This is a genomic window from Streptomyces sp. NPDC001137, assembly GCF_040298885.1.
GTDB lineage: Bacteria > Actinomycetota > Actinomycetes > Streptomycetales > Streptomycetaceae > Streptomyces.
The window spans coordinates 1-19426 of sequence record NZ_JBEPBA010000010.1 but is presented as its reverse complement, the minus strand read 5'-3'; the positions used below and the strand labels follow the sequence as shown (position 1 = coordinate 19426).

Sequence of the window (19426 nt, the reverse complement as noted above, 5' to 3'; positions counted from 1 at the left end):
CTCAAGGAGGAAGAAGGGTTCATCCCGAGCCGCCTACGGTCCACGGATGAGCAGCAGCCCGGAGACCTCACCCCGCATCACCGGCGCAGACCAGGCGCGCCGGGAGGCACGTGACCGTGCCGCTGTGCGCACGCTCGCGCAGCGGCCACCGGGGCGTTACGAGCCGTATCTGGACGGGCTGTTCACCTACTGCCTGTCGGTGCTGTGCGACCACGACGCGGCGACCGCCGCCCTGGGCGAGGCCCTCGCGCTCGCCGAGAAGCGCCGCGGCCCCCAGGCGCCGGGGGACAGCCGCGCCTGGCTGTACGCGCTGGCCCGCTGGGCCTGTCTGCGCAAGCTGGCGGAGGCCAAGCAGAAACGTCAGGGCACGCACGCGGCGGGCCGGCACGGCACCGGGAAGCAGCGGCCGGCAGCGCCCCCCGTCGCCCAAGAGACCCAGGAACAGCGCCGCCGCGAACTCGCCCTGCTGGCCTGGCCGGAGGCCGCCGGCACCAGCCCGGAGCAGCGCGAGGCGCTCGAACTCGCCGTACGCCACCACCTCGCCGCCCACGAGGTCGCCGCCGTACTCGGCCTCGGCCTCGCCACCGCCCGTGAACTGCTGGCCTCCGCGGCCTGCGAGGTGGAGCGCACGCGCGCGGCCCTCGCCGTCGTCGAGACCGGCGGCTGTCCGAACGTCGCCCGGCTCACCGGCGACAACCAGCTGGTGCTCAGCTCGGCCCTGCGCAAGGAGCTCGTCCGGCACGTCGACGACTGTCCGCGATGTCGCCGCAGCGCCGAGCGGGCCATCCCCGGCCGCTGGCCCGGCGCGATGATCACCCCCGCCGAGCTGCCCGTCCTCGAGGCGCCCCGCGCGGCCCTGCACATGGCGGTCACCCATCAGCCACGCGCGCGTGGCGGCGCCCTTCCCCGGTTCGACCGGCGCGGCTTCCCGATGGACCCCAAGGACCGTGCCGCCCGCCGCGACCGCCTACGCGCGCGTGCCGTCACGACGACGGTCGTCGCCACCGTGGTGGCGGCCCCCGTGTTCGCCCTGTGGGCCGCCTACCGGGGCTCACCGGCCGAGGGCGCGGACGGCCGCTCCGCCACCGCCAGCGAGGCGCACGGCCCGGTCAGCCTGGGCGGCGAGGCGTCCGGCGGCGGCTACGAGAACGCCGGCAACGCCAGCCTCCGGCCCGGCGGCGACTTCGGCAGAGGCCACCGGCGGCCCGACATCTCCGTGGAGGTCATCAGCGTCGCCGGCATCAGCGGGAAGAGCGCCGGACACCTCCGGGTGTCGGCGGGTCACGACGGCGACACCACGCTCGTCACCCTCACCACGACCGGATCCGCGCCCGTGCGCTGGTCCGCGTCGACGGGAGCCGCCTGGCTCTACCTCAGCCAGTCCTCGGGAACGCTCGCGCCCGGCGAATCGTTGACGATCAAGGTGTACGTGGACCACCTGCGCGAGCCGTCCGGCCCGTGGAGCGCACGGGTGGCCGTCTCACCGTCCGGTGCCGTCGTCTCGATCGAGGGCTACGGCGCCGCGCCCAGCCCGACCGCCCCCGGTCCGAGCAACCCAGGCACCCCGCCGCCCCCGCCGGACCCGGAACCGACCCCGACCGCCTCGGACCCCACCCCGAGCGCCCCGCCCTCGTCCCCCGAGCCCACCCCCACCGACTCCGCCCCGTCCGACCCGGCATCACCGCCGGCCGACAGCGGAACCCCGAGCCCCGCGACCTCGTGAGCGCGGGCCCGTCAGTCGACCGGGTCCGCCGGATGCGGCGCGAGCAGAGGCAGCTGGGCGGCCAGGCGCTGCTCGCACAGCTCCACGAGGCGGTCGTAGCCCGCCTTGCCCATCAGCTCGGTCAGCTCCGGCCGGTAGGACACGTACACCGGGTCGCCCGCACCGTGCGCCGAGGTCGCCGACGTGCACCACCAGTGCAGGTCGTGGCCGCCCGGGCCCCAGCCCCGGCGGTCGTACTCGCCGATCGACACCTGCAGCACACGGGTGTCGTCGGGCCGGTCGATCCAGTCGTACGTGCGCCGCACCGGCAGCTGCCAGCACACGTCCGGCTTGGTCTCCAGCGGCTCGCGGCCCTCCTTCAGAGCCAGGATGTGCAGCGAGCAGCCCGCGCCGCCCGCGAACCCGGGCCGGTTCTGGAAGATGCAGGAGCCCTCAAACGGACGGGTCTGACGGTCGCCGTCCTCGTCCTCCGACACCCAGCCGTGCTTGATGCCCTCGTCATGGTGCTGCCAGATGTCGGGCGTGAGCCTCGCCACATGCCCGGCGACGCGCTTCTCGTCGTCCTCGTCGGAGAAGTGGGCGCCCAGCGTGCAGCACCCGTCGTCCGCGCGGCCCGCCTGGATGCCCTGGCAGCCGCTGCCGAAGATGCAGTTCCAGCGAGAGGTGAGCCATGTCAGATCGCACCGGAAGACCTGCTCGTCGTCCGCCGGATCAGGGAACTCCACCCACGCGCGCGCGAAGTCGAGGCCCTTCTCGTCCGCTTCCCTGGCCTTCTTCGACAGCTTCGCCGACTGCGCCGGCTTCACCTGCGAAGAGCCCTTGGCGGACTTGGCGGCCTCGGCAGCCTTGGCTGCCTTGTCTTCCTTCGCCCTTTTCGTCTTTGGCACAGGACCAGCGTACGGGTCTGTCGGCGCCATCCCATACGGACCACCGCCCAGGTGGCAGTAGCGTTCCGTACATGAGACTCGGTGTCCTCGACGTGGGATCGAACACGGTGCATCTGCTGGTGGTGGATGCGCACCCAGGCGCGCGCCCGCTGCCCGCGCACTCGCACAAGGCGGAACTGCGCCTTGCACAGCTGCTCGACGAGAGCGGAGCGATCGGCCCCGAGGGGGTCGACAAACTGATCGCCGTCGTCCACGAGTGCCTGCAGGCCGCCGAGGACAAGGGCGTCGAGGACGTGCTTCCCTTCGCGACCTCCGCCGTGCGCGAGGCCAGCAACGCCGACGACGTCCTCGCGCGCGTGAAGGCCGAGACCGGCGTCGAACTGCAGGTCCTCACCGGCGCGGAGGAGGCCCGGCTCACCTTCCTCGCCGCCCGCCGCTGGTTCGGCTGGTCCGCGGGCAAGCTCCTCGTCCTCGACATCGGAGGCGGCTCCCTGGAGATCGCCTACGGCATCGACGAGGAGCCGGACGCCGCCGTCTCCCTCCCGCTCGGCGCCGGCCGCCTCACCGCCGCCTGGCTCCCCGGCGACCCGCCGGACCCGGAGTCCATACGGGCTCTGCGCCGCCACGTGCGGGCCCAGATCGCCCGCACGGTCGGCGAATTCAGCCGCTTCGGCGCGCCCGATCACGTCGTGGCGACGTCGAAGACCTTCAAGCAGCTCGCTCGTATCGCGGGCGCGGCCCGCTCGACGGAGGGCCTGTACGTCCAGCGCGATCTCAAGCGCGAGTCCCTGGAAGCGTGGGTCCCGCAGCTGGCGGGCATGTCGGCGGCCCAACGGGCGGAACTCCCGGGCGTGAGCGAGGGCCGAGCGGGCCAGATACTGGCGGGCGCCCTGGTGGCGGAGGGCGCCATGGACCTGTTCGGGGTGGAGAGCCTGGAGATCTGTCCCTGGGCGCTCAGGGAAGGCGTGATCCTGCGCAAACTGGATCACATGGGCTCGGTGTAGCGGCTTTTCAGGGGCGCGGGGCTGTGACATCAGCGACTCCGTCGCGGGGCGCGAGAAACCACAACACACCCGCACCCGCCCGTGGCGAATCCCACAACGGCGCATAGGCGCACCGCAGTCCCCGCACCGCACCCCGTAACCTGTCGGCATGGCGGAGCCAGTCTGCATCCCGGATGCGAAGGTCGCGCTGTCCACGGCCTCCGTGTACCCGGAGTCCACGGCGACGGCCTTCGAGATCGCCGCGCGCCTCGGGTACGACGGCGTCGAGGTCATGGTCTGGACCGACCCGGTCAGCCAGGACATCGAGGCGCTGCGCAGACTCAGCGACTACCACCGCATCCCGATCCTCGCCGTGCACGCCCCCTGCCTTCTCATCACGCAGCGGGTGTGGTCCACCGACCCGTGGACCAAGCTCCAGCGCGCCCAGGCGGCCGCCGAGAAGCTGGGGGCGACCACGGTCGTCGTCCACCCCCCGTTCCGCTGGCAGCGCCAGTACGCCCGTGACTTCGTCACCGGAATCTGGCGCATGGCGAACGAGACGGACGTGCGGTTCGCCGTCGAGAACATGTACCCCTGGCGCTACCGCGACCGCGAGATGCTCGCGTACGCCCCCGACTGGGACGTGACGAAGGAGGACTACCGTCACTTCACGATCGACCTCAGTCACAGCGCCACGGCCCGCTCCGACGCGCTGCACATGGTCGACCGCATGGGAGACCGCCTCGGCCATGTCCACCTCGCCGACGGCAGGGGATCGGCGAAGGACGAGCACCTCGTCCCCGGGCGCGGCAACCAGCCCTGCGCCGAGCTGCTGGAACGTCTCGCCCTGACCGGTTTCGACGGCCATGTCGTCATCGAGGTCAACACCCGGCGCGCCATGTCCGGCGCCGAACGCGAGGCCGATCTGGCGGAGGCGCTGGCCTTCACCCGCCTCCACCTCGCCTCCGCGGTGAGGGTGCCAAGACCGTGACCGAGGCCCCCGACCCGACCGCCCGGCGCCGCGGCCGCCGTCCGCGTGCCGAGTCCGCCGACACCCGCGACCGCATCCTGACCGTGGCCCGCGAGGAGTTCTCCGAGCGCGGGTACGAGAAGACGTCCGTACGGGGCATCGCGAAGGCGGCCGGCGTGGACTCGGCGCTGGTGCACCACTACTTCGGCACCAAGGAGCAGGTCTTCGAGGCCGCGATCGAGGTCGCCTTCGCGCCCGCCCTGAACGCGCCGGAGGCGCTCGCCGACGGTCCGACGGACGGCGTCGGCGAGCGGCTCACCCGCTTCATCTTCGGCATCTGGGAGAACCCCACCACCCGTACGCCCCTGCTGGCGATCGTGCGCTCCGCCGTCAACAACGAGGCCGCCGCCGCCGTCTTCCGCCGACTGGTCGCCTCGCAGCTGCTGCGCCGCGTCGCCGCACAGCTGGACCGGCCGGACGCGGAGCTGCGCGCCGAGCTGGCTGCCGCGCAGCTCGTGGGGTGCGCGATGCTGCGATACGTGATCAAGGTGGAGCCGCTGGCGTCGGCGGACGCGGAGCAGATCATCGCGCGGGTGGCGCCGGTGGTGCAGGGGCATCTGACCGGGCCCTGACGCCCCCGCGAGGGCCCCGCCCTCTGGACGAGACGTGCATCCCGCATTCCGGACACAATGTCCAGCCCTTGGAGCAACGGGCGTACGCTCGACTCAGTCAGAACTCTCCGAAGGAGCGAGCGACGATGCCCGAGCTGAGGTCCCGCACAGTCACCCACGGCCGCAACATGGCGGGCGCCCGCGCCCTTATGCGCGCCTCCGGTGTACCCGGCGCGGACATCGGCCGCAAGCCGATCATCGCGGTCGCCAACTCCTTCACGGAGTTCGTGCCGGGCCACACCCATCTGCAGCCGGTCGGCCGGATCGTTTCCGAGGCGATCGTCGAGGCGGGCGGCATCCCGCGCGAGTTCAACACGATCGCCGTGGACGACGGCATCGCGATGGGGCACGGAGGAATGCTCTACTCGCTCCCGTCCCGCGACCTGATCGCGGACTCGGTGGAGTACATGGTCGAGGCGCACTGCGCCGACGCCCTGGTCTGCATCTCCAACTGCGACAAGATCACGCCCGGCATGCTGATGGCGGCGCTCCGCCTGAACATCCCGACGGTCTTCGTCTCCGGCGGCCCCATGGAGGCCGGCCGCGCCACTCTCGTCGACGGCACGGTCCGCACGCTCGACCTGGTCGACGCGATCTCCGACGCCGTGAACGACAAGATCTCGGACGAGGACATCCTCCGTATCGAGGAGAACGCCTGCCCGACCTGCGGCAGCTGTTCCGGCATGTTCACCGCCAACTCGATGAACTGCCTGACCGAGGCCATCGGCCTCTCCCTCCCTGGCAACGGCTCGGTCCTGGCCACCCACACGGCCCGCAAGCAGCTGTACGTCGACGCTGCCCGCACGGTCATGGACATCACCCGCCGCTACTACGAGCAGGACGACGACACGGTCCTGCCGCGCTCGATCGCGACCTTCTCCGCCTTCGAGAACGCGATGGCCCTCGACATCGCGATGGGCGGCTCGACGAACACGATCCTGCACCTGCTGGCCGCGGCCCAGGAGGCGGGCGTCCCGTTCGGCCTGGAGGAGATCAACGAGGTCTCGCGGCGCGTGCCGTGCCTCGCGAAGGTCGCTCCGAACGTCGCGAAGACCCGCACGTACTACATGGAGGACGTGCACCGGGCCGGCGGCATCCCGGCTCTGCTGGGTGAACTGCACCGCGCCGGTCTCCTCAACGAGGACGTGCACGCGGTCCACAGCCCGTCCCTCGCGGACTGGCTGAAGACGTGGGACGTGCGAGGCGGCTCCCCGTCCCCCGAGGCCGTGGAACTGTGGCACGCGGCCCCCGGCTGCGTCCGCTCCGCCGAGGCCTTCTCCCAGTCCGAGCGCTGGGAGGCGCTGGACGAGGACGCGGCGGAGGGCTGCATCCGCTCCGCCGAGCACGCGTACTCGAAGGACGGCGGCCTCGCGGTCCTCAAGGGCAACCTCGCCGTCGACGGCTGTGTCGTGAAGACGGCCGGCGTGGACGAGTCGATCTGGACCTTCGAGGGCCCGGCGGTCGTCTGCGAGTCGCAGGAGGAGGCCGTCGAGAAGATCCTCAACAAGCAGGTGACGGACGGCGATGTCGTGGTCATCCGCTACGAGGGCCCCAAGGGCGGCCCGGGCATGCAGGAGATGCTCTACCCGACGTCCTTCCTCAAGGGCCGCGGCCTCGGCAAGACCTGCGCCCTGATCACCGACGGCCGCTTCTCCGGCGGCACCTCGGGCCTGTCGATCGGCCACGCCTCGCCGGAGGCCGCGTCCGGCGGCACGATCGCGCTCGTCGAGGACGGCGACCGCATCCGCATCGACATCCCGAACCGCACGATCGAGCTCCTGGTCGACGAGGCCGAACTCGCCCGCCGCGAGCAGGCCCTGGGCGGCGTGTACGCGCCCAAGAACCGGGAGCGCAAGGTGTCGGCCGCCCTGCGCGCCTACGCGGCGATGGCGACCAGCGCGGACAAGGGCGCGGTGCGCGACGTTTCGAAGCTGGGCTGAGGTTGTTCGTGCAGTGAGGGGCCGCCTTCCGGGGCGGCCCCTTTCGCGTATTACCAGGCCGCCGGATCGCGGGCGTCCACGGCGAAGACGGTGCCGTCGGGGGCGGTGGCGTAGACGTGGCCGTCGGCGAGGACGGGGGCAGGGGTGGTGGACATCACCTGGTCCTGCTTCTTGCCCAGCCGAGCCGGAGTCTGCCCCTCCAGGATCCCCTTGCGGGCGTCGACCGCGAGCAGGCGTCCGTCGGCGGCGCTGACGTAGACATGACGGCCGTCGGAGACCGGTGCCGAACCCCGGCTCACCGAGGTCTCCATGGTCCACAGCTGCTTGCCCGTGCCCGTGTCGACGGCCTCCAGGGAGCCACCGGTGCCCAGAAGCTGGACCACGCCCTTGCGCACGCCGGCCCGGGCGCTCGTCAGGGGGACGGGAAGCGCCGCTCTCCGCGCCGACCCGGAACGGAGGTCGTAGCGGACCACCGCCTGGGTGTCGCCGTAGACCCCGCCGACGGCCATGAAGAACACGGAGCCGCCCGAGGAGCCGCAGGGCTGCAGAGCGCCCTTCAGCCGGGCGTCCCACCGCACCTCACCCGTGACCGGATCCACGGCGCTGACCCGCGTACTCGACCCGTTGTAGGAGACGCTCGCCAGGTACGCCAGGGGATCACCGGCGAAGGAGGAGAAGGCCAGCGCCTTGTGCCCCGGTACCGTCCGGGACCACTTGGTGGCGCCGGACGCGCTGTCCACGCCGGTGACCGTGCCGTTCGCACGGACCAGCAGAAGCATGCTCCCGGCCGGCTGCACCGAGTCGTACGCCGCCACCTTCCGCTCCCAACGCACCTTGCCCGAGGCGGGATCGAGCGCCTCCAGACGCCGGCCCCGGTCGGCGAGGGGCAGCTGCACGAGACCACCTGACAGGACGGGGGGAGCGCCCCAACGGGTCGTGTCCGTGCGGTGGCGCCAGAGCAGACCGCCGTCCGAGGGGTCGAGGGCGAACACCAGACCGGGCCGGGCGCACAGCAGCTTTCCCGCTCCGTACGAGCACCGGACCGGCCCTTCGCTCCCGGACACGGGCTTCGCTGTCCACGCCCGGAACCCGCCGGGGGACGCCGTGGTCGCAGTGCCGTGCGACGGGGTGGGTGCGTCACCGAGCAGTTGAACGGTGGCGAGCAGCACGCCCCCCACGAGCACGAGCGCCCCGGCCGCCAGCAGCACCTTCTTGCGTAGGCGGCGCCGCTTGGACGGCCGCTCGGACTCGGACTCCGACTCCGTCTCCTCGACTCGGGGTTCCGGAGACGTCGGGCTCTCGACCGTCCGCCGCTGCGCGGGTATGAACGCCTGCGTGTCGTACGAGGCCGCAACCGACCGCAACTCCCGCATCAGCTCGTCCGGGGTGGGCCGGTCCTCGGGCTCCTTGGCCAGGCAGCGAAGCACCAGCGGCGCAAGGTTCTCCGGTACGCCGGTCAGATCCGGCTCGTCGTGCACGACCTGATACGCGACCACGTAAGGACTGTCGGAGTCGAACGGGCCGCGCCCCGTCGCCGCATGCACCAGCACGGACCCGAGCGCGAAGATGTCGGCGGCGGGACCGACCTCCCGGGGCCGCCGGAACTGCTCGGGCGCCATGAACGGCGGAGTACCGATCAACTTCCCGGTCTCGGTCCGCAGTTCACTGTCCTTTGGCCGAGAAATACCGAAGTCGATGACCTTCGGACCATCCTCGGCGAGCAGCACATTGCTCGGCTTCAGGTCGCGGTGCACCACCCCGACCCGATGGATGTCGCGCAGTGCCTCGGCCAGTCCCGCCATCAGTTGGCGCAGCTGCGCCGGCGGCATCGGGCCGTTCCGCTTCACATGTTCGGAGAGGGTCGGTCCCGGAATGAACAGCGTGGCCATCCAGGGCCGTTCCGCTTCGGGATCCGCGTCGACGACGGACGCCGTGAAGGCACCGCTCACCCGCCGCGCCGCCGCCACCTCCTGCCGGAAACGCCCTCTGAACTCAGGGTCCTTGGCGAACTCGGCATGTACGACCTTCACCGCGAGCTTCATGCCGGAGGTGCTCCGCGCTAGGTGCACGACACCCATGCCGCCCGAGCCGAGGCACGACTCCAGGCGGTAGTGGCCGGCGTACTCGGGAAGTTCCGCTTCCGCGCCCGCTCCGGTGTTGTGCTGTGGCGCCATGGAACCACCCCCGTACTGTTCGTCCGCGCGCGCGACGCACGGAGCCTAGTCGATGACTCGTGCGATACGGAGGCGGCTTGCTAGCGTTCGCGTGCCAGTTACGTACATGTGTTTCATGGCGTGTTTTAGGGGAATGAACGGGACCCCATGGCTTTCATGGGGCACAACGGGGGAGGTTTTTCATGTCTGTTGACCACATCGACGCGGCCGGGAGAGACGAGCAGGAGGCCGTCACGACGGCCGCCGCCGCGACGGCGTCCGTGCACTACTACTCGGTGGCACCGGGCGTCCGCCTCAATGTCCGCAGCGGCCCGGGGACCCAGTACAGCATCGTCCGTATCCTGCCCGAGGGCGCGAAGGTCCCGATCTACTGCCAGACGCCGGGGACATGGGTGTCGGGTCCCTACGGCACCTCGAACCTCTGGGACAACATCGACGACAACCAGTTCGTCTCGGACGCCTACGTCCTCACCGGCAGCGACGGCTACGTGGCCCCGCACTGCGGCTGATCCCCGAAGGGAGCCCGCGCCCGCCCCGGAGCCATAATCGTCCCGTGAGCGACGAAACCGGCACCGAGGGCACCGCGGGCTCCACCGGCGGCCCCCGCCCAGAACCCCTGCGGTTCTTCGGCACCACCTGGGTGAACCACGACAACGGCTACACATCCCGCCGCATCGGGGTGGCCGCCGGTTCCCTCGCGGCCGCCGCGGCCTCCTGCGTGGTTCTCCGTCTCGCCTACCAGGGGCTCCAACTCGCCGACAGCGGCGCCTTCGTGACCGTCCTCATCGTCGCCATGTTCGCGATCTGCAGCGCCCTCGCCTTCCGCAACACCTGGGACGGCTTCGGCAAGCGCCCCGACCCCACCCGCCAGGCCTCCCTCCGCGGCCTCCTGGCCATCGGCTTCGTCGGCTCCCTCCTCGCGTACTTCTTCCGCTCCCTGACCGAGGCCCCCGGCGAGAAACTCCACCGCGAGGAGTACGAGGCAGCCCTCGCCCAACACAAGAAGCGCACCACCCGCCGCACAGGCAACCCGTCGAAAAAACGCCGCCGTTCCTGAGCGGTGCCTCTCCGGCCGGCTGGGGTTGGGCTGTTGGGTGCTGGGGACTCGGCTTGGGCGGGGTTCGATCAGTGGGGCTGCCGGGCTTGCTCGGCTGGGGTCGCTGGCCGGGGCGCCGGGCCTGGCCTGGGGCGATGGACGGGGCTGGTGGGCTCGGCTTGGCCGGAGCCTGTTCGGCAGGCGCTGCTGAGTTCGGCGTCAGGCGCTGGACCCTGGCGGGTCCGGCACGCGCCGCAGGTCCGCTGCCACAAGCAGCGTCGCCGCGGCGCTGTTGAGTTCGGCGTCAGGCGCTGGACCCTGGCGGGTCCGGCACGCGCCACAGGGCCGCCGCCAAGCAGCGTCGCCGCGCACCAAGCTGAACGCGAGGCTGCGGCTGTCACAGGCCCCCACCGAACGGTGCACACCGGCCCGCGGCCTCAGCCAGTCGCCGCACACTCGGCGCAGGACAGGCCCGCCCCCCGGGGCGCGGTTCTCTCACCGAAAACTCACTGCCCCCTGCATCCAACCCGCGCCACCATGGCCACATGACCGCCTCCTCGCAGCCGACCCGCGCCCACTCCTTCAATGCCGCCGCAGCCCAGTACGCGGCCAACCGTCCCTCCTACCCACCGGCCCTCTTCGACGCCATCGAGGACCTGGCGGGCCGCCCCTTGCGGGGTGCCCGCGTCGCGGACATCGGCGCCGGTACGGGCATCGCGACCGCGCTCCTGGCCGCCCGCGGCGCGGACGTCGTCGCCGTGGAGCCCGGCGACGGCATGGCAGTCGAGTTCCGCCGCGCCAATCCCCACCTCCCGATCGTCCGGGGCAGCGGCAACGAGCTGCCGCTCGCCACCGCCTCCGCCGACCTCCTCACCTACGCCCAGGCCTGGCACTGGACCGAGCCGGCCCGCTCGGTCCCGGAGGCCCTGCGTGTGCTGCGGCCGGGCGGAGCACTGGCCCTGTGGTGGAACACCACCGACCTCGACGTCCCGTGGCAGGCTGCCCAAGCCGACCGCCTGGAGGGCTACTTCGGCATCAGGCGCGAGGTCGACAGGACCGGCAACGGAGCCCCGGTCGCTCTCGCCGACCCCACCGGCGCCCTCGACTTCACCCGCCGCCATGTCCGCTGGAGCCGCCCGGTCACCGTCGACACGCACCTCGCCAACATCGGGAGCCACTCGATGTTCCTCGTGCAGAGCGAGGAACGCCGGGCGGCCATCCTCGGCGAGGAACGCGACCAGCTGCTCGCCGCCTTCCCGGAGGGGATCGTCGAGGAGACCTACGTCGTCGACCTGCTCGTGGCCACCAACTCGTGACCCCGCGCGGCGGCCCACCCCTCCAGGGCCGCCGCACACGCATGGTCCATGTGCCGCAGGCCCCCCAACTCCAGGCGCACCTCCCGGTCGTGCGGCAGGGCTTCCAACGCGTCCAGCAGCTTCGGCAGCCGCAGGAACGTCGCGTGCCCCAGCACCCGTACGACGATGCCCGCCTCGCCCCGGTCCTCGGTCTCCACATGCACATGGCTGATGTCCCACGCCGTCTTCGCCACGGCCAGCGTCAGCCCCACCAACACCCCCTCCAGCAGGTTCCCCAGCACGATCGCCCCAGCCGTCACCGCCAGCACCACGACCTCCCCGCGATGCTCGCGCCACAGCACCCGCGCCTCCCGCACAGGCACGAGCCTGAACCCGGCGTGCACCAGCAGCGCGGCCAGCGCCGCCACCGGAATCAGCCCGAGCATGCCGGGCAGGACCACCGTGAACAGCAGCAGCCACACCCCGTGCAGCACCCGCGAGGCCCTGGTCCGCGCCCCCGCCTGCACATTGGCCGCACTGCGCACGATCACCGCCGTCATGGGCAGGGCCCCCAGCACCCCGCATACCGCGTTCCCCGCGCCCTGCGCCATCAGCTCCCGGTCGAAGTCCGTCCGCGGCCCCCGGTGCATCCGGTCCACCGCCGCCGCACTGAACAACGACTCCGCCGACGCGATCAACGCGAACGCCACAACAGTCCCGATCACCCCCACCTCCGTAAGCCGTCCGAAGTCGGCCGCCTCCGGCACCCGCACCGCATCGAGGAGCCCACGCACCTCGACCCGCCGTACATCCAGGCCGAGCGCCCCGGTCACCGCCGACACCACCGCCACCGCGACCAACGGCGCAGGCACCAGCCGCGCCCCCCTGCGCCAACGCGGCCACAGCAGCAATACGGCAATGGTGGCACCCGCCACTGACAACGCCCCCGGATCCACCCGCCCGGGCAGCCACACCAGCCCGGCGATCTTCCCGAGCCCGCTCGCCGGCGCGGCCGTATCGCCCATCGCATACACCTGCCCGGCGACCAGGAGCAGCCCGATGCCGGCGAGCATGCCCTGCACCACAGCCACGGACACGGCCCGGAACCACCGCCCGAGCCGCAGCGCACCGAGCCCCAGCTGCACCAGCCCGGCGGCGAACACCAGCACGCCGAGGGCCTGGACGCCGTACGTGTCGACGGCCTCGTAGACGAGGACCGTCAGACCCGCCGCCGGCCCGCTCACCTGCAGGCTGCTGCCGGGCAGCGCCCCGGCGACCAGCCCGCCGACGATCCCGGTGATCAGCCCCAGCTCGGCGGGGACGCCGGAGGCGATGGCCACGCCCACACACAGCGGCAGTGCGACCAGGAAGACGACCAGCGAAGCGAACAGATCGGCCTTGCGTATGCGACAGCGCATGACAACAGCACCTCCGTCGGTGAGGGGAGATGCGTGGGCGCCGAGCCGGGGGAGGGCACGGCGAAGTGAAATCCATTGTCAGGAACGGGAGTTGGTTCCGCATCCGGTTCCTGTGTCCGGCCGGTGAACGTGGAGGCATGCGAACCGGACTCACCGCCTCCGATCGCGCCGCCACGCGCCTGCGCCACCGAACGCGACCCCCGGGGTGAACCACTTGACGACGCTGCCGCCCCGGAGCATTATTCATCGCATGATGAATTACTCCGAAGGCGGCTCCGAGGACCCCCCTGCCCCCCGTGCTCCCGCCGTCCGAGCAGAAGGCCTCACCGTCGTCCGCGGCCCCCGCCCCGTCCTGCGCGGCCTCGACTTCACCGTGCCGCGCGGCCAGATCACCGGCCTCCTCGGCCCCTCCGGCTGCGGCAAGTCGACCCTCATGCGCTCGATCGTCGGCACCCAGGCCAAGGTCACGGGCACCCTGGAGGTCCTGGGCAGCCCGGCCGGCCACCCCACCCTCCGCACCCGCATCGGCTACGTCACCCAAGCCCCCTCCGTCTACGACGACCTGACGGTCCGCCAGAACCTCGACTACTTCACGGCGATCCTCACCCCGGGCCGCACCGCCTCCGACCGCCGCCACGAGATCGACCGCGTCCTCGCCGACGTCGACCTCACCTCCCGCGCCGACGCCCTCGCCGGCAACCTCTCCGGCGGCCAGCGCAGCCGCGTCTCCCTGGCGGTCGCCCTGCTGGGCACCCCCGAGCTCCTGGTCCTCGACGAACCCACCGTCGGCCTGGACCCGGTCCTCCGCCGCGACCTGTGGACCCTCTTCCACTCCATCGCCGCCGACCGCGGCGCGACCCTCCTCATCTCCTCGCACGTCATGGACGAGGCCGAGCGCTGCCACCGCCTCCTGCTGATGCGCGAGGGCGAGATCCTCGCCGACGACACCCCCGAGGCCCTGCGCACCCGCACCGGTTCCGAAACAGTCGAGGCGGCCTTCCTGCACCTGGTCGACGAGGCGGCCACCGCCGCCCGCGAGAAGGAGACCACCCGATGACTACGACCACGCCTCCGACCGGTACGACGACACCCGCCCCCACCGGCGCCCTGAACGCCTCCCGCACCGTCGCCACCGCGGCCCGGGTCCTCCGCCAGCTCCGCCACGACCCGCGCACCATCGCGATGATGATCCTCATCCCCTGCGTGATGCTGTTCCTGCTCCGCTATGTCTTCGACGGCAGCCCGCGCACCTTCGACAACATCGGCGCCTCACTCCTCGGCATCTTCCCCCTCATCACGATGTTCCTGGTCACGTCCATCGCCACCCTGCGCGAACGCACCTCGGGCACCCTCGAACGCCTCCTGGCCATGCCCCTGGGCAAGGGCGACCTGATCGCGGGCTACGCCCTCGCCTTCGGCGCCCTCGCGATCATTCAGTCCGCCCTGGCCACGGGCCTCGCGGTCTGGTTCCTGGGCCTGGACGTCACGGGCAGCCCCTGGCTCCTCCTCCTGGTAGCCCTCCTGGACGCCCTCCTCGGCACCGCCCTCGGCCTCTTCGTCTCGGCCTTCGCCGCCTCCGAGTTCCAGGCGGTCCAGTTCATGCCGGCCGTGATCTTCCCCCAACTCCTTCTCTGCGGCCTCTTCACCCCCCGCGACAACATGCATCCGGCCCTGGAAGCGATCTCCGACGTTCTCCCCATGTCCTACGCCGTGGACGGCATGAACGAGGTCCTCAAACACACGGACATGACCGCCGACTTCGTCCGCGACGCCCTGATCGTGGCCGGCTGCGCCCTGTTGGTCCTGGGCTTGGGCGCGGCAACACTGAGGCGAAGGACGGCATGAACCTCGGCACCGCGGCCCGTTGCCCTTCTCCTGGGCGGTCCGGATCTTTCAGCCCGTCCGGCGTTTGAGGACAAGGCCCTTTCGGGGCCGACAGGGGTCCAGGGGGCGGAGCCCCCTGGCGGGGCCGAAGGGGCAGCACCCCTGGGGACGGGACGGGAAGGGGCGGCGGGGGCGAGAAAATCCCGACGGCCACCCGCAGGGCAACGTCCCGCCCACCGGACACCCGAGCCACCCACCCACCCCCGGTGCGACGATGTACCCCGGACGACGCACCCCCGGAGGGCACCCCAGCCATGACCCAGAAAGTCGCAGTCCTCGGCACCGGCAAGATCGGCGAAGCCCTGCTCAGCGGAATGATCCGCGGCGGCTGGGCCCCCGCCGACCTCCTGGTCACCGCCCGCCGCCCGGAGCGAGCCGAAGAACTCCGCACCCGCTACGGCGTCACCCCGGTCACCAACCCGGAGGCCGCCAAGACCGCCGACACCCTGATCCTCACGGTCAAGCCCCAGGACATGGGCACCCTCCTCGACGAACTCGCCCCCCACGTCCCCGCCGACCGCCTGGTCATCAGCGGAGCCGCCGGCATCACCACCGCCTCCATCGAGGACCGCCTCGCCACCGGCACCCCGGTCGTCCGCGTCATGACGAACACCCCCGCCCTCGTCGACGAGGCCATGTCCGTCATCTCCGCCGGCAGCCACGCCACCGCCGACCACCTCGCCCATGCCGAGGAGATCTTCGGCGCCGTCGGCAAGACGCTCCGCGTCCCCGAGTCCCAGCAGGACGCCTGCACCGCCCTCTCCGGCTCCGGCCCGGCCTACTTCTTCTACCTGGTCGAAGCCATGACGGACGCCGGCATCCTGCTCGGCCTGCCCCGCGACAAGGCCCACGACCTGATCGTCCAGTCCGCGATCGGCGCCGCGACGATGCTCCGCGACAGCGGCGAGCACCCGGTCAAGCTCCGCGAGAACGTCACGTCCCCCGCGGGCACGACCATCAACGCCATCCGCGAACTCGAGAACCACGGTGTGCGAGCCGCCCTCATCGCCGCCCTCGAAGCCGCCCGCGACCGCAGCCGCGAACTCGCCTCCGGCAAGAAGGACTGACACCCGCCGGGGGCGGTCACCCCGCCGCGTCCACCACCTCCTTCGTGGCCGCCACACGCGCAAAACCGCCCCCGTGCAGCGACACCGCCGACGCCTGCGCAACCTCGTCGGCACTGCGCCGCCAGCCGAACGGTCCCTCCAGATCGAAGGTGTACGTCGCGTCATACGCGACCACCACGTCGTACCCCAGATTGCCGCCCATCCGAGCCGTCGTCTCCACGCACATATTGGTCTGGATCCCGGCCACCACGAGCTGCGAGATCCCCTCCGCCTTCAGCCAGGCATCCAGATCCGGTGTCCCGTAGAAGGCCGAGTTCACGGTCTTCGTGATCAACAACTCAGCCCCACCGGCCCCCTTCCCCCGCCGCTGCTCCACGTACCCCTTGAACCCGTTCCCCTCGTACCCCGGCCGCAAGGGCGACTGGGGCTTGGGCGAGTCATGCCGTACGAAGACGACCGGCCGCCCCGTCGCCTGCCACACGTCGATGAGCGAAGCGATGTTGCCATCGGCCTCCGGGTTGTTCCGCGGCCCCCAGTAGTCGGCCTCGTCGAAGCCCTTCTGCACGTCCACAACCACCAGCGCTGCGTTCTCTGCGATCTCCATGCCCACGATCCTGCCGCCGGGAGCACCACCGCCCCAGAGGGCGAAAAGCCAGCGATCGATGGTTTACTGCCAGCCATGGAGAACGCCGCAGACGACCCATATCGCGTCGCCCTCGTCGCCTTCCCCGGCATCCGCGCCTTCGACGTCTCCGTCATCACCGAGGTCTGGGGCAGCGACCGGACCGACCGCGGCGCCCCCGCCTTCGACCTGCGCCGAGTCGCCACCGACACCACCACCCCCATCCCCATGCGCGGAGGCATGTCCCTCCACCCCGACCGCACCCTCACCTGGCTGTCGGGTGCCGACCTGATCGTGATCCCCGGCCTCGACGACCACCTCACACCCGCGCCCACCCCCGTCCTCGACGCCCTCCGCCGCTCGCACGCCCGCGGCACCACCATCGCGGCGCTCTGCGGCGGCGCCTTCACCCTCGCCCAGGCCGGCCTCCTCGACGGCCGCCGGGCCATCACCCACTGGAACCTCGTCAGCCTTCTCCGCGCACACCACCCCCAAGTCAGCGTGGTCCCCGACGCCCTGTTCATCGAGGACGACAACCTCTGGACCGCCGCCGGCACCGCAGCCGGCATCGACCTCTGCCTCCACCTCGTCCGTCAGTCCCACGGCGCCGAAGCCGCAGCCACCATCGCCCGCTCCATGGTCACCGCCCCCTTCCGCACCGGCACCCAGGCACAGTTCATCGAGCACCCCACACCCCGCGCGGACCGCGACGTCGACACCCTGGCCGCCGTACGCGAGCACGCCCTGCGCCACCTGCACGAACCGCTCACCGTCGCCGATCTGGCCGCCCACGCGGGCATGTCCCCACGCAGCTTCGCCCGCCACTTCACCGCCCAGACCGGCACGCCCCCGCTCCGCTGGCTCCTCGACCAGCGCATCGCCGCAGCGCAGAAACTCCTCGAACGAACCGACCTGCCCATGCCCGAAGTAGCCCGCCGCGCCGGCTTCGGCAGCGAGGTCACGATGCGCCAGCACTTCGCATCGCGCCTCGCCACCAGCCCGCGCGCCTACCGCGCAGCGTTCAGCACCACACCCGCACCGGTATCAGAAGCAGCCGGCAGCAACCCGATCGCGCGATAAGCGGCATCCACGGTCGGCCGGGCCAACGCCCGTGCCCTCTCCGCACCATCCCGCAGCACCCCCTCCACATAGCCAGGATCAGCGCACAGCGCCCTGTGCCTCTCCTGCACGGGCCTGAGGAGCTCGACCACGGCCTCTGCGGTGTCCTTCTTCAAGGACCCGTACGACTCATATACACCGCTCAAGGCCTCCGGGTTCCCACCCGTGCAGGCCGCCAGGATCTCGAGCAGATTCGTCACGCCGGGCCGCTCCTCCCGGTCGTACACGATCTCCCGCCCACTGTCGGTCACGGCCCGCATGATCTTCTTCCGTACGACATCCGGCTCGTCGAGCAGATAGACGATCCCCGGCCCGGAGTCGTCCGACTTCCCCATCTTCGAAGTCGGTTCCTGCAGGTTCATGACCCGCGCCGCGACCGGGGGAAGCGTGGCCTTCGGCACCACGAACGTATGCCCGTACCGCTGGTTGAACCGCACCGCCAGATCCCGAGTCAGCTCCACATGCTGCGCCTGGTCGTCCCCCACCGGCACCTCGTCCGCCGCGTACGCCAGGATGTCCGCCGCCATCAGCACGGGATACGTCAGCAGGGACAGCCGCACACTCCCGCCCCGCTCGCGCTCGCGAGCAGCCTTCTCCTTGTACTGGATCATCCGCCGCATCTCACCGTCGGTCGCCACACACTCGAGGACGTACGACAGCCGCGCGTGCTCATCGACATGACTCTGTACGAACACGGTGCACAGCGCCGGATCCAACCCCACGGCCAGCAACAACGTCGCTGCCTGCCGACTGAGCCTGCGTACCCGTGCCGGATCGTGGTCCACGGTCAGCGCGTGCAGATCGACGATGCAGAACAGCGCGTCCGCCCGGTGCTGGTCCACCGCGGCCCACTGCCGCATGGCCCCCAGGTAGTTCCCCAGCGTCAGGTGCCCGGTCGGCTTGACCCCGCTGAAAACCCGCGTCATCTCTTCTCCACCTCCTGGTCGAGACCGCCGTCCCGGCGGCCGGCCCTCAGGAGCTCAGGAGGGAGAAACGAGAACGGCCGCCGAGGCGGCGGCCGTTGAACGCATACGTGAGCACGGCCGCCGTCAGGCGGCCCACCACTGCTGGGTACACGTACGCGTAGACATGCCCCTCAGGCTACGCCTCCCGTGTGCCGTCCGGAGGCGAGTTGACACACCCCCACGCGCTACGTAGTGTTCTCCGAGTTGTCCGACGTGAGCGCCGACTGCGGTCGGTCCCCGGACAGCCACTTCGCAAGTACCTACCACTACTCGACAACCAGTCGATCCGTCTGGCGTCGCTTTATTGGCATGCGTATTTGCGAAATGAGGAATCCACGTTCGAAAGGACGCGGGCCCCGATTAGCTCGGGGGCCGGGAATCCGCTAAAGTCTCACTCGTCGGAACGGCCCAACGGCCGGGAGGACAGCCCCTCTGACTGGGAGTCAGGCCCGAAAGGATCTGATAGAGTCGGAGCCGCCGGAAAGGGAAACGCGAAAGCGGGAACCTGGAAAGCACCGAGGAAATCGGATCGGGAAACGGTCTGATAGAGTCGGAAACGCAAGACCGAAGGGAAACTGCCCGGAGGAAAGCCCGAGAGGGTGAGTACAAAGGAAGCGTCCGTTCCTTGAGAACTCAACAGCGTGCCAAAAATCAACGCCAGATATGTTGATA

18 protein-coding genes are annotated in these 19426 nt (G+C 71.1%); 12 read left to right on the top strand and 6 right to left on the bottom strand.

Annotated elements, in window-relative coordinates:
- Positions 1–46: 46 nt before the first annotated feature.
- Entirely contained in the window at positions 47–1723 is a 1677-nt protein-coding gene (locus tag ABT254_RS20980; RefSeq protein ID WP_351472079.1) for a BACON domain-containing protein, read from the top strand.
- 11 nt (positions 1724–1734) lie between these two features.
- Here the strand turns inward: ABT254_RS20980 and ABT254_RS20975 are convergent, their stop codons facing one another.
- A complete protein-coding gene (locus ABT254_RS20975; RefSeq protein WP_351472076.1) occupies positions 1735–2610 on the bottom strand; it encodes a DUF3109 family protein in 876 nt (291 codons plus the stop codon).
- Positions 2611–2681: 71 nt separating this feature from the next.
- Between ABT254_RS20975 and ABT254_RS20970 the strand changes: the two genes are divergently transcribed.
- The 4 genes from ABT254_RS20970 to ilvD all read left to right on the top strand — a co-directional run bounded on the left by ABT254_RS20970 (position 2682) and on the right by ilvD (position 7174).
- Positions 2682–3614 carry a Ppx/GppA family phosphatase gene (locus ABT254_RS20970; RefSeq protein ID WP_351472073.1) on the top strand — a complete coding sequence of 311 codons (933 nt, stop codon included), beginning with the start codon at positions 2682–2684 and terminating at the stop codon, positions 3612–3614.
- A 148-nt stretch (positions 3615–3762) separates the two neighbouring features.
- Positions 3763–4584, top strand: coding sequence for a sugar phosphate isomerase/epimerase family protein (locus tag ABT254_RS20965; RefSeq protein WP_344406202.1), 822 nt, complete (start codon positions 3763–3765; stop codon positions 4582–4584).
- Positions 4581–5195, top strand: coding sequence for a TetR/AcrR family transcriptional regulator (locus ABT254_RS20960; RefSeq protein WP_351472070.1), 615 nt, complete (start codon positions 4581–4583; stop codon positions 5193–5195). The genes ABT254_RS20965 and ABT254_RS20960 overlap by 4 nt, the downstream gene beginning before the upstream one ends.
- 125 nt (positions 5196–5320) lie before the next feature.
- Positions 5321–7174 carry a dihydroxy-acid dehydratase gene (ilvD, locus tag ABT254_RS20955; RefSeq protein ID WP_351472067.1) on the top strand — a complete coding sequence of 618 codons (1854 nt, stop codon included), beginning with the start codon at positions 5321–5323 and terminating at the stop codon, positions 7172–7174.
- A 50-nt stretch (positions 7175–7224) separates the two neighbouring features.
- Here ilvD and ABT254_RS20950 read toward each other — a convergent pair whose 3' ends face one another.
- Positions 7225–9348, bottom strand: coding sequence for a serine/threonine-protein kinase (locus ABT254_RS20950; RefSeq protein ID WP_351472064.1), 2124 nt, complete (start codon positions 9346–9348; stop codon positions 7225–7227).
- A 182-nt stretch (positions 9349–9530) separates the two neighbouring features.
- Here ABT254_RS20950 and ABT254_RS20945 point away from each other — a divergent pair, with 182 nt between their 5' ends.
- From ABT254_RS20945 to ABT254_RS20935, 3 genes are all read left to right on the top strand, one after another.
- The gene (locus tag ABT254_RS20945) at positions 9531–9857 is read left to right on the top strand and encodes an SH3 domain-containing protein (protein WP_351472061.1); all 327 of its coding nucleotides are present in this window, start codon (positions 9531–9533) and stop codon (positions 9855–9857) included.
- 44 nt (positions 9858–9901) lie between these two features.
- Complete coding sequence (locus ABT254_RS20940) at positions 9902–10405, top strand: EamA/RhaT family transporter (protein ID WP_351472058.1); 504 nt, start codon at positions 9902–9904, stop codon at positions 10403–10405.
- 524 nt (positions 10406–10929) lie between these two features.
- Positions 10930–11700: a class I SAM-dependent methyltransferase gene (locus ABT254_RS20935; protein ID WP_351472056.1), complete on the top strand. Its 771-nt coding sequence runs from the start codon at positions 10930–10932 to the stop codon at positions 11698–11700.
- On the opposite strand, the gene ABT254_RS20930 is transcribed toward ABT254_RS20935, so the two are convergent.
- The gene (locus ABT254_RS20930; RefSeq protein ID WP_351472053.1) at positions 11664–13097 is read right to left on the bottom strand and encodes a SulP family inorganic anion transporter; all 1434 of its coding nucleotides are present in this window, start codon (positions 13095–13097) and stop codon (positions 11664–11666) included. The genes ABT254_RS20935 and ABT254_RS20930 overlap by 37 nt on opposite strands.
- A 250-nt stretch (positions 13098–13347) precedes the next feature.
- Here ABT254_RS20930 and ABT254_RS20925 point away from each other — a divergent pair, with 250 nt between their 5' ends.
- The 3 genes from ABT254_RS20925 (at position 13348) to proC (ending at position 16048) form a co-directional block, all read left to right on the top strand.
- Complete coding sequence (locus ABT254_RS20925) at positions 13348–14154, top strand: ABC transporter ATP-binding protein (RefSeq protein ID WP_351472050.1); 807 nt, start codon at positions 13348–13350, stop codon at positions 14152–14154.
- Entirely contained in the window at positions 14151–14942 is a 792-nt protein-coding gene (locus ABT254_RS20920) for an ABC transporter permease (RefSeq protein WP_351472047.1), read from the top strand. Before ABT254_RS20925 ends, ABT254_RS20920 begins: the two co-directional genes overlap by 4 nt.
- A gap of 293 nt (positions 14943–15235) precedes the next feature.
- On the top strand, positions 15236–16048 hold the full coding sequence (gene proC / locus ABT254_RS20915) for a pyrroline-5-carboxylate reductase (protein ID WP_351472044.1): 813 nt from the start codon (positions 15236–15238) through the stop codon (positions 16046–16048).
- Between the two features lie 16 nt (positions 16049–16064).
- Here proC and ABT254_RS20910 read toward each other — a convergent pair whose 3' ends face one another.
- Positions 16065–16652: a cysteine hydrolase family protein gene (locus ABT254_RS20910; RefSeq protein WP_351472041.1), complete on the bottom strand. Its 588-nt coding sequence runs from the start codon at positions 16650–16652 to the stop codon at positions 16065–16067.
- Between the two features lie 75 nt (positions 16653–16727).
- Here ABT254_RS20910 and ABT254_RS20905 point away from each other — a divergent pair, with 75 nt between their 5' ends.
- On the top strand, positions 16728–17750 hold the full coding sequence (locus ABT254_RS20905) for a GlxA family transcriptional regulator (protein WP_351472039.1): 1023 nt from the start codon (positions 16728–16730) through the stop codon (positions 17748–17750).
- On the opposite strand, the gene trpS is transcribed toward ABT254_RS20905, so the two are convergent.
- Complete coding sequence (gene trpS, locus ABT254_RS20900) at positions 17678–18715, bottom strand: tryptophan--tRNA ligase (RefSeq protein WP_351472036.1); 1038 nt, start codon at positions 18713–18715, stop codon at positions 17678–17680. The genes ABT254_RS20905 and trpS overlap by 73 nt on opposite strands.
- A gap of 430 nt (positions 18716–19145) precedes the next feature.
- Positions 19146–19426 (bottom strand): hypothetical protein (locus ABT254_RS20895; protein ID WP_351472033.1); only part of this gene is annotated, 281 nt, incomplete at its 5' end.

Coding starts and splice junctions, on each gene's coding strand:
- ABT254_RS20965 (WP_344406202.1), top strand. CDS start 3,763: ATGGCGGAGCCAGTCTGCATCCCGGATGCGAAGGTCGCGCTGTCCACG.
- ABT254_RS20905 (WP_351472039.1), top strand. CDS start 16,728: ATGGAGAACGCCGCAGACGACCCATATCGCGTCGCCCTCGTCGCCTTC.
- ABT254_RS20925 (WP_351472050.1), top strand. CDS start 13,348: ATGATGAATTACTCCGAAGGCGGCTCCGAGGACCCCCCTGCCCCCCGT.
- proC (WP_351472044.1), top strand. CDS start 15,236: ATGACCCAGAAAGTCGCAGTCCTCGGCACCGGCAAGATCGGCGAAGCC.
- ABT254_RS20920 (WP_351472047.1), top strand. CDS start 14,151: ATGACTACGACCACGCCTCCGACCGGTACGACGACACCCGCCCCCACC.
- ABT254_RS20980 (WP_351472079.1), top strand. CDS start 47: ATGAGCAGCAGCCCGGAGACCTCACCCCGCATCACCGGCGCAGACCAG.
- ABT254_RS20945 (WP_351472061.1), top strand. CDS start 9,531: ATGTCTGTTGACCACATCGACGCGGCCGGGAGAGACGAGCAGGAGGCC.
- ilvD (WP_351472067.1), top strand. CDS start 5,321: ATGCCCGAGCTGAGGTCCCGCACAGTCACCCACGGCCGCAACATGGCG.
- ABT254_RS20910 (WP_351472041.1), bottom strand. CDS start 16,652: ATGGAGATCGCAGAGAACGCAGCGCTGGTGGTTGTGGACGTGCAGAAG.
- ABT254_RS20970 (WP_351472073.1), top strand. CDS start 2,682: ATGAGACTCGGTGTCCTCGACGTGGGATCGAACACGGTGCATCTGCTG.
- trpS (WP_351472036.1), bottom strand. CDS start 18,715: ATGACGCGGGTTTTCAGCGGGGTCAAGCCGACCGGGCACCTGACGCTG.
- ABT254_RS20935 (WP_351472056.1), top strand. CDS start 10,930: ATGACCGCCTCCTCGCAGCCGACCCGCGCCCACTCCTTCAATGCCGCC.
- ABT254_RS20950 (WP_351472064.1), bottom strand. CDS start 9,348: ATGGCGCCACAGCACAACACCGGAGCGGGCGCGGAAGCGGAACTTCCC.
- ABT254_RS20930 (WP_351472053.1), bottom strand. CDS start 13,097: ATGCGCTGTCGCATACGCAAGGCCGATCTGTTCGCTTCGCTGGTCGTC.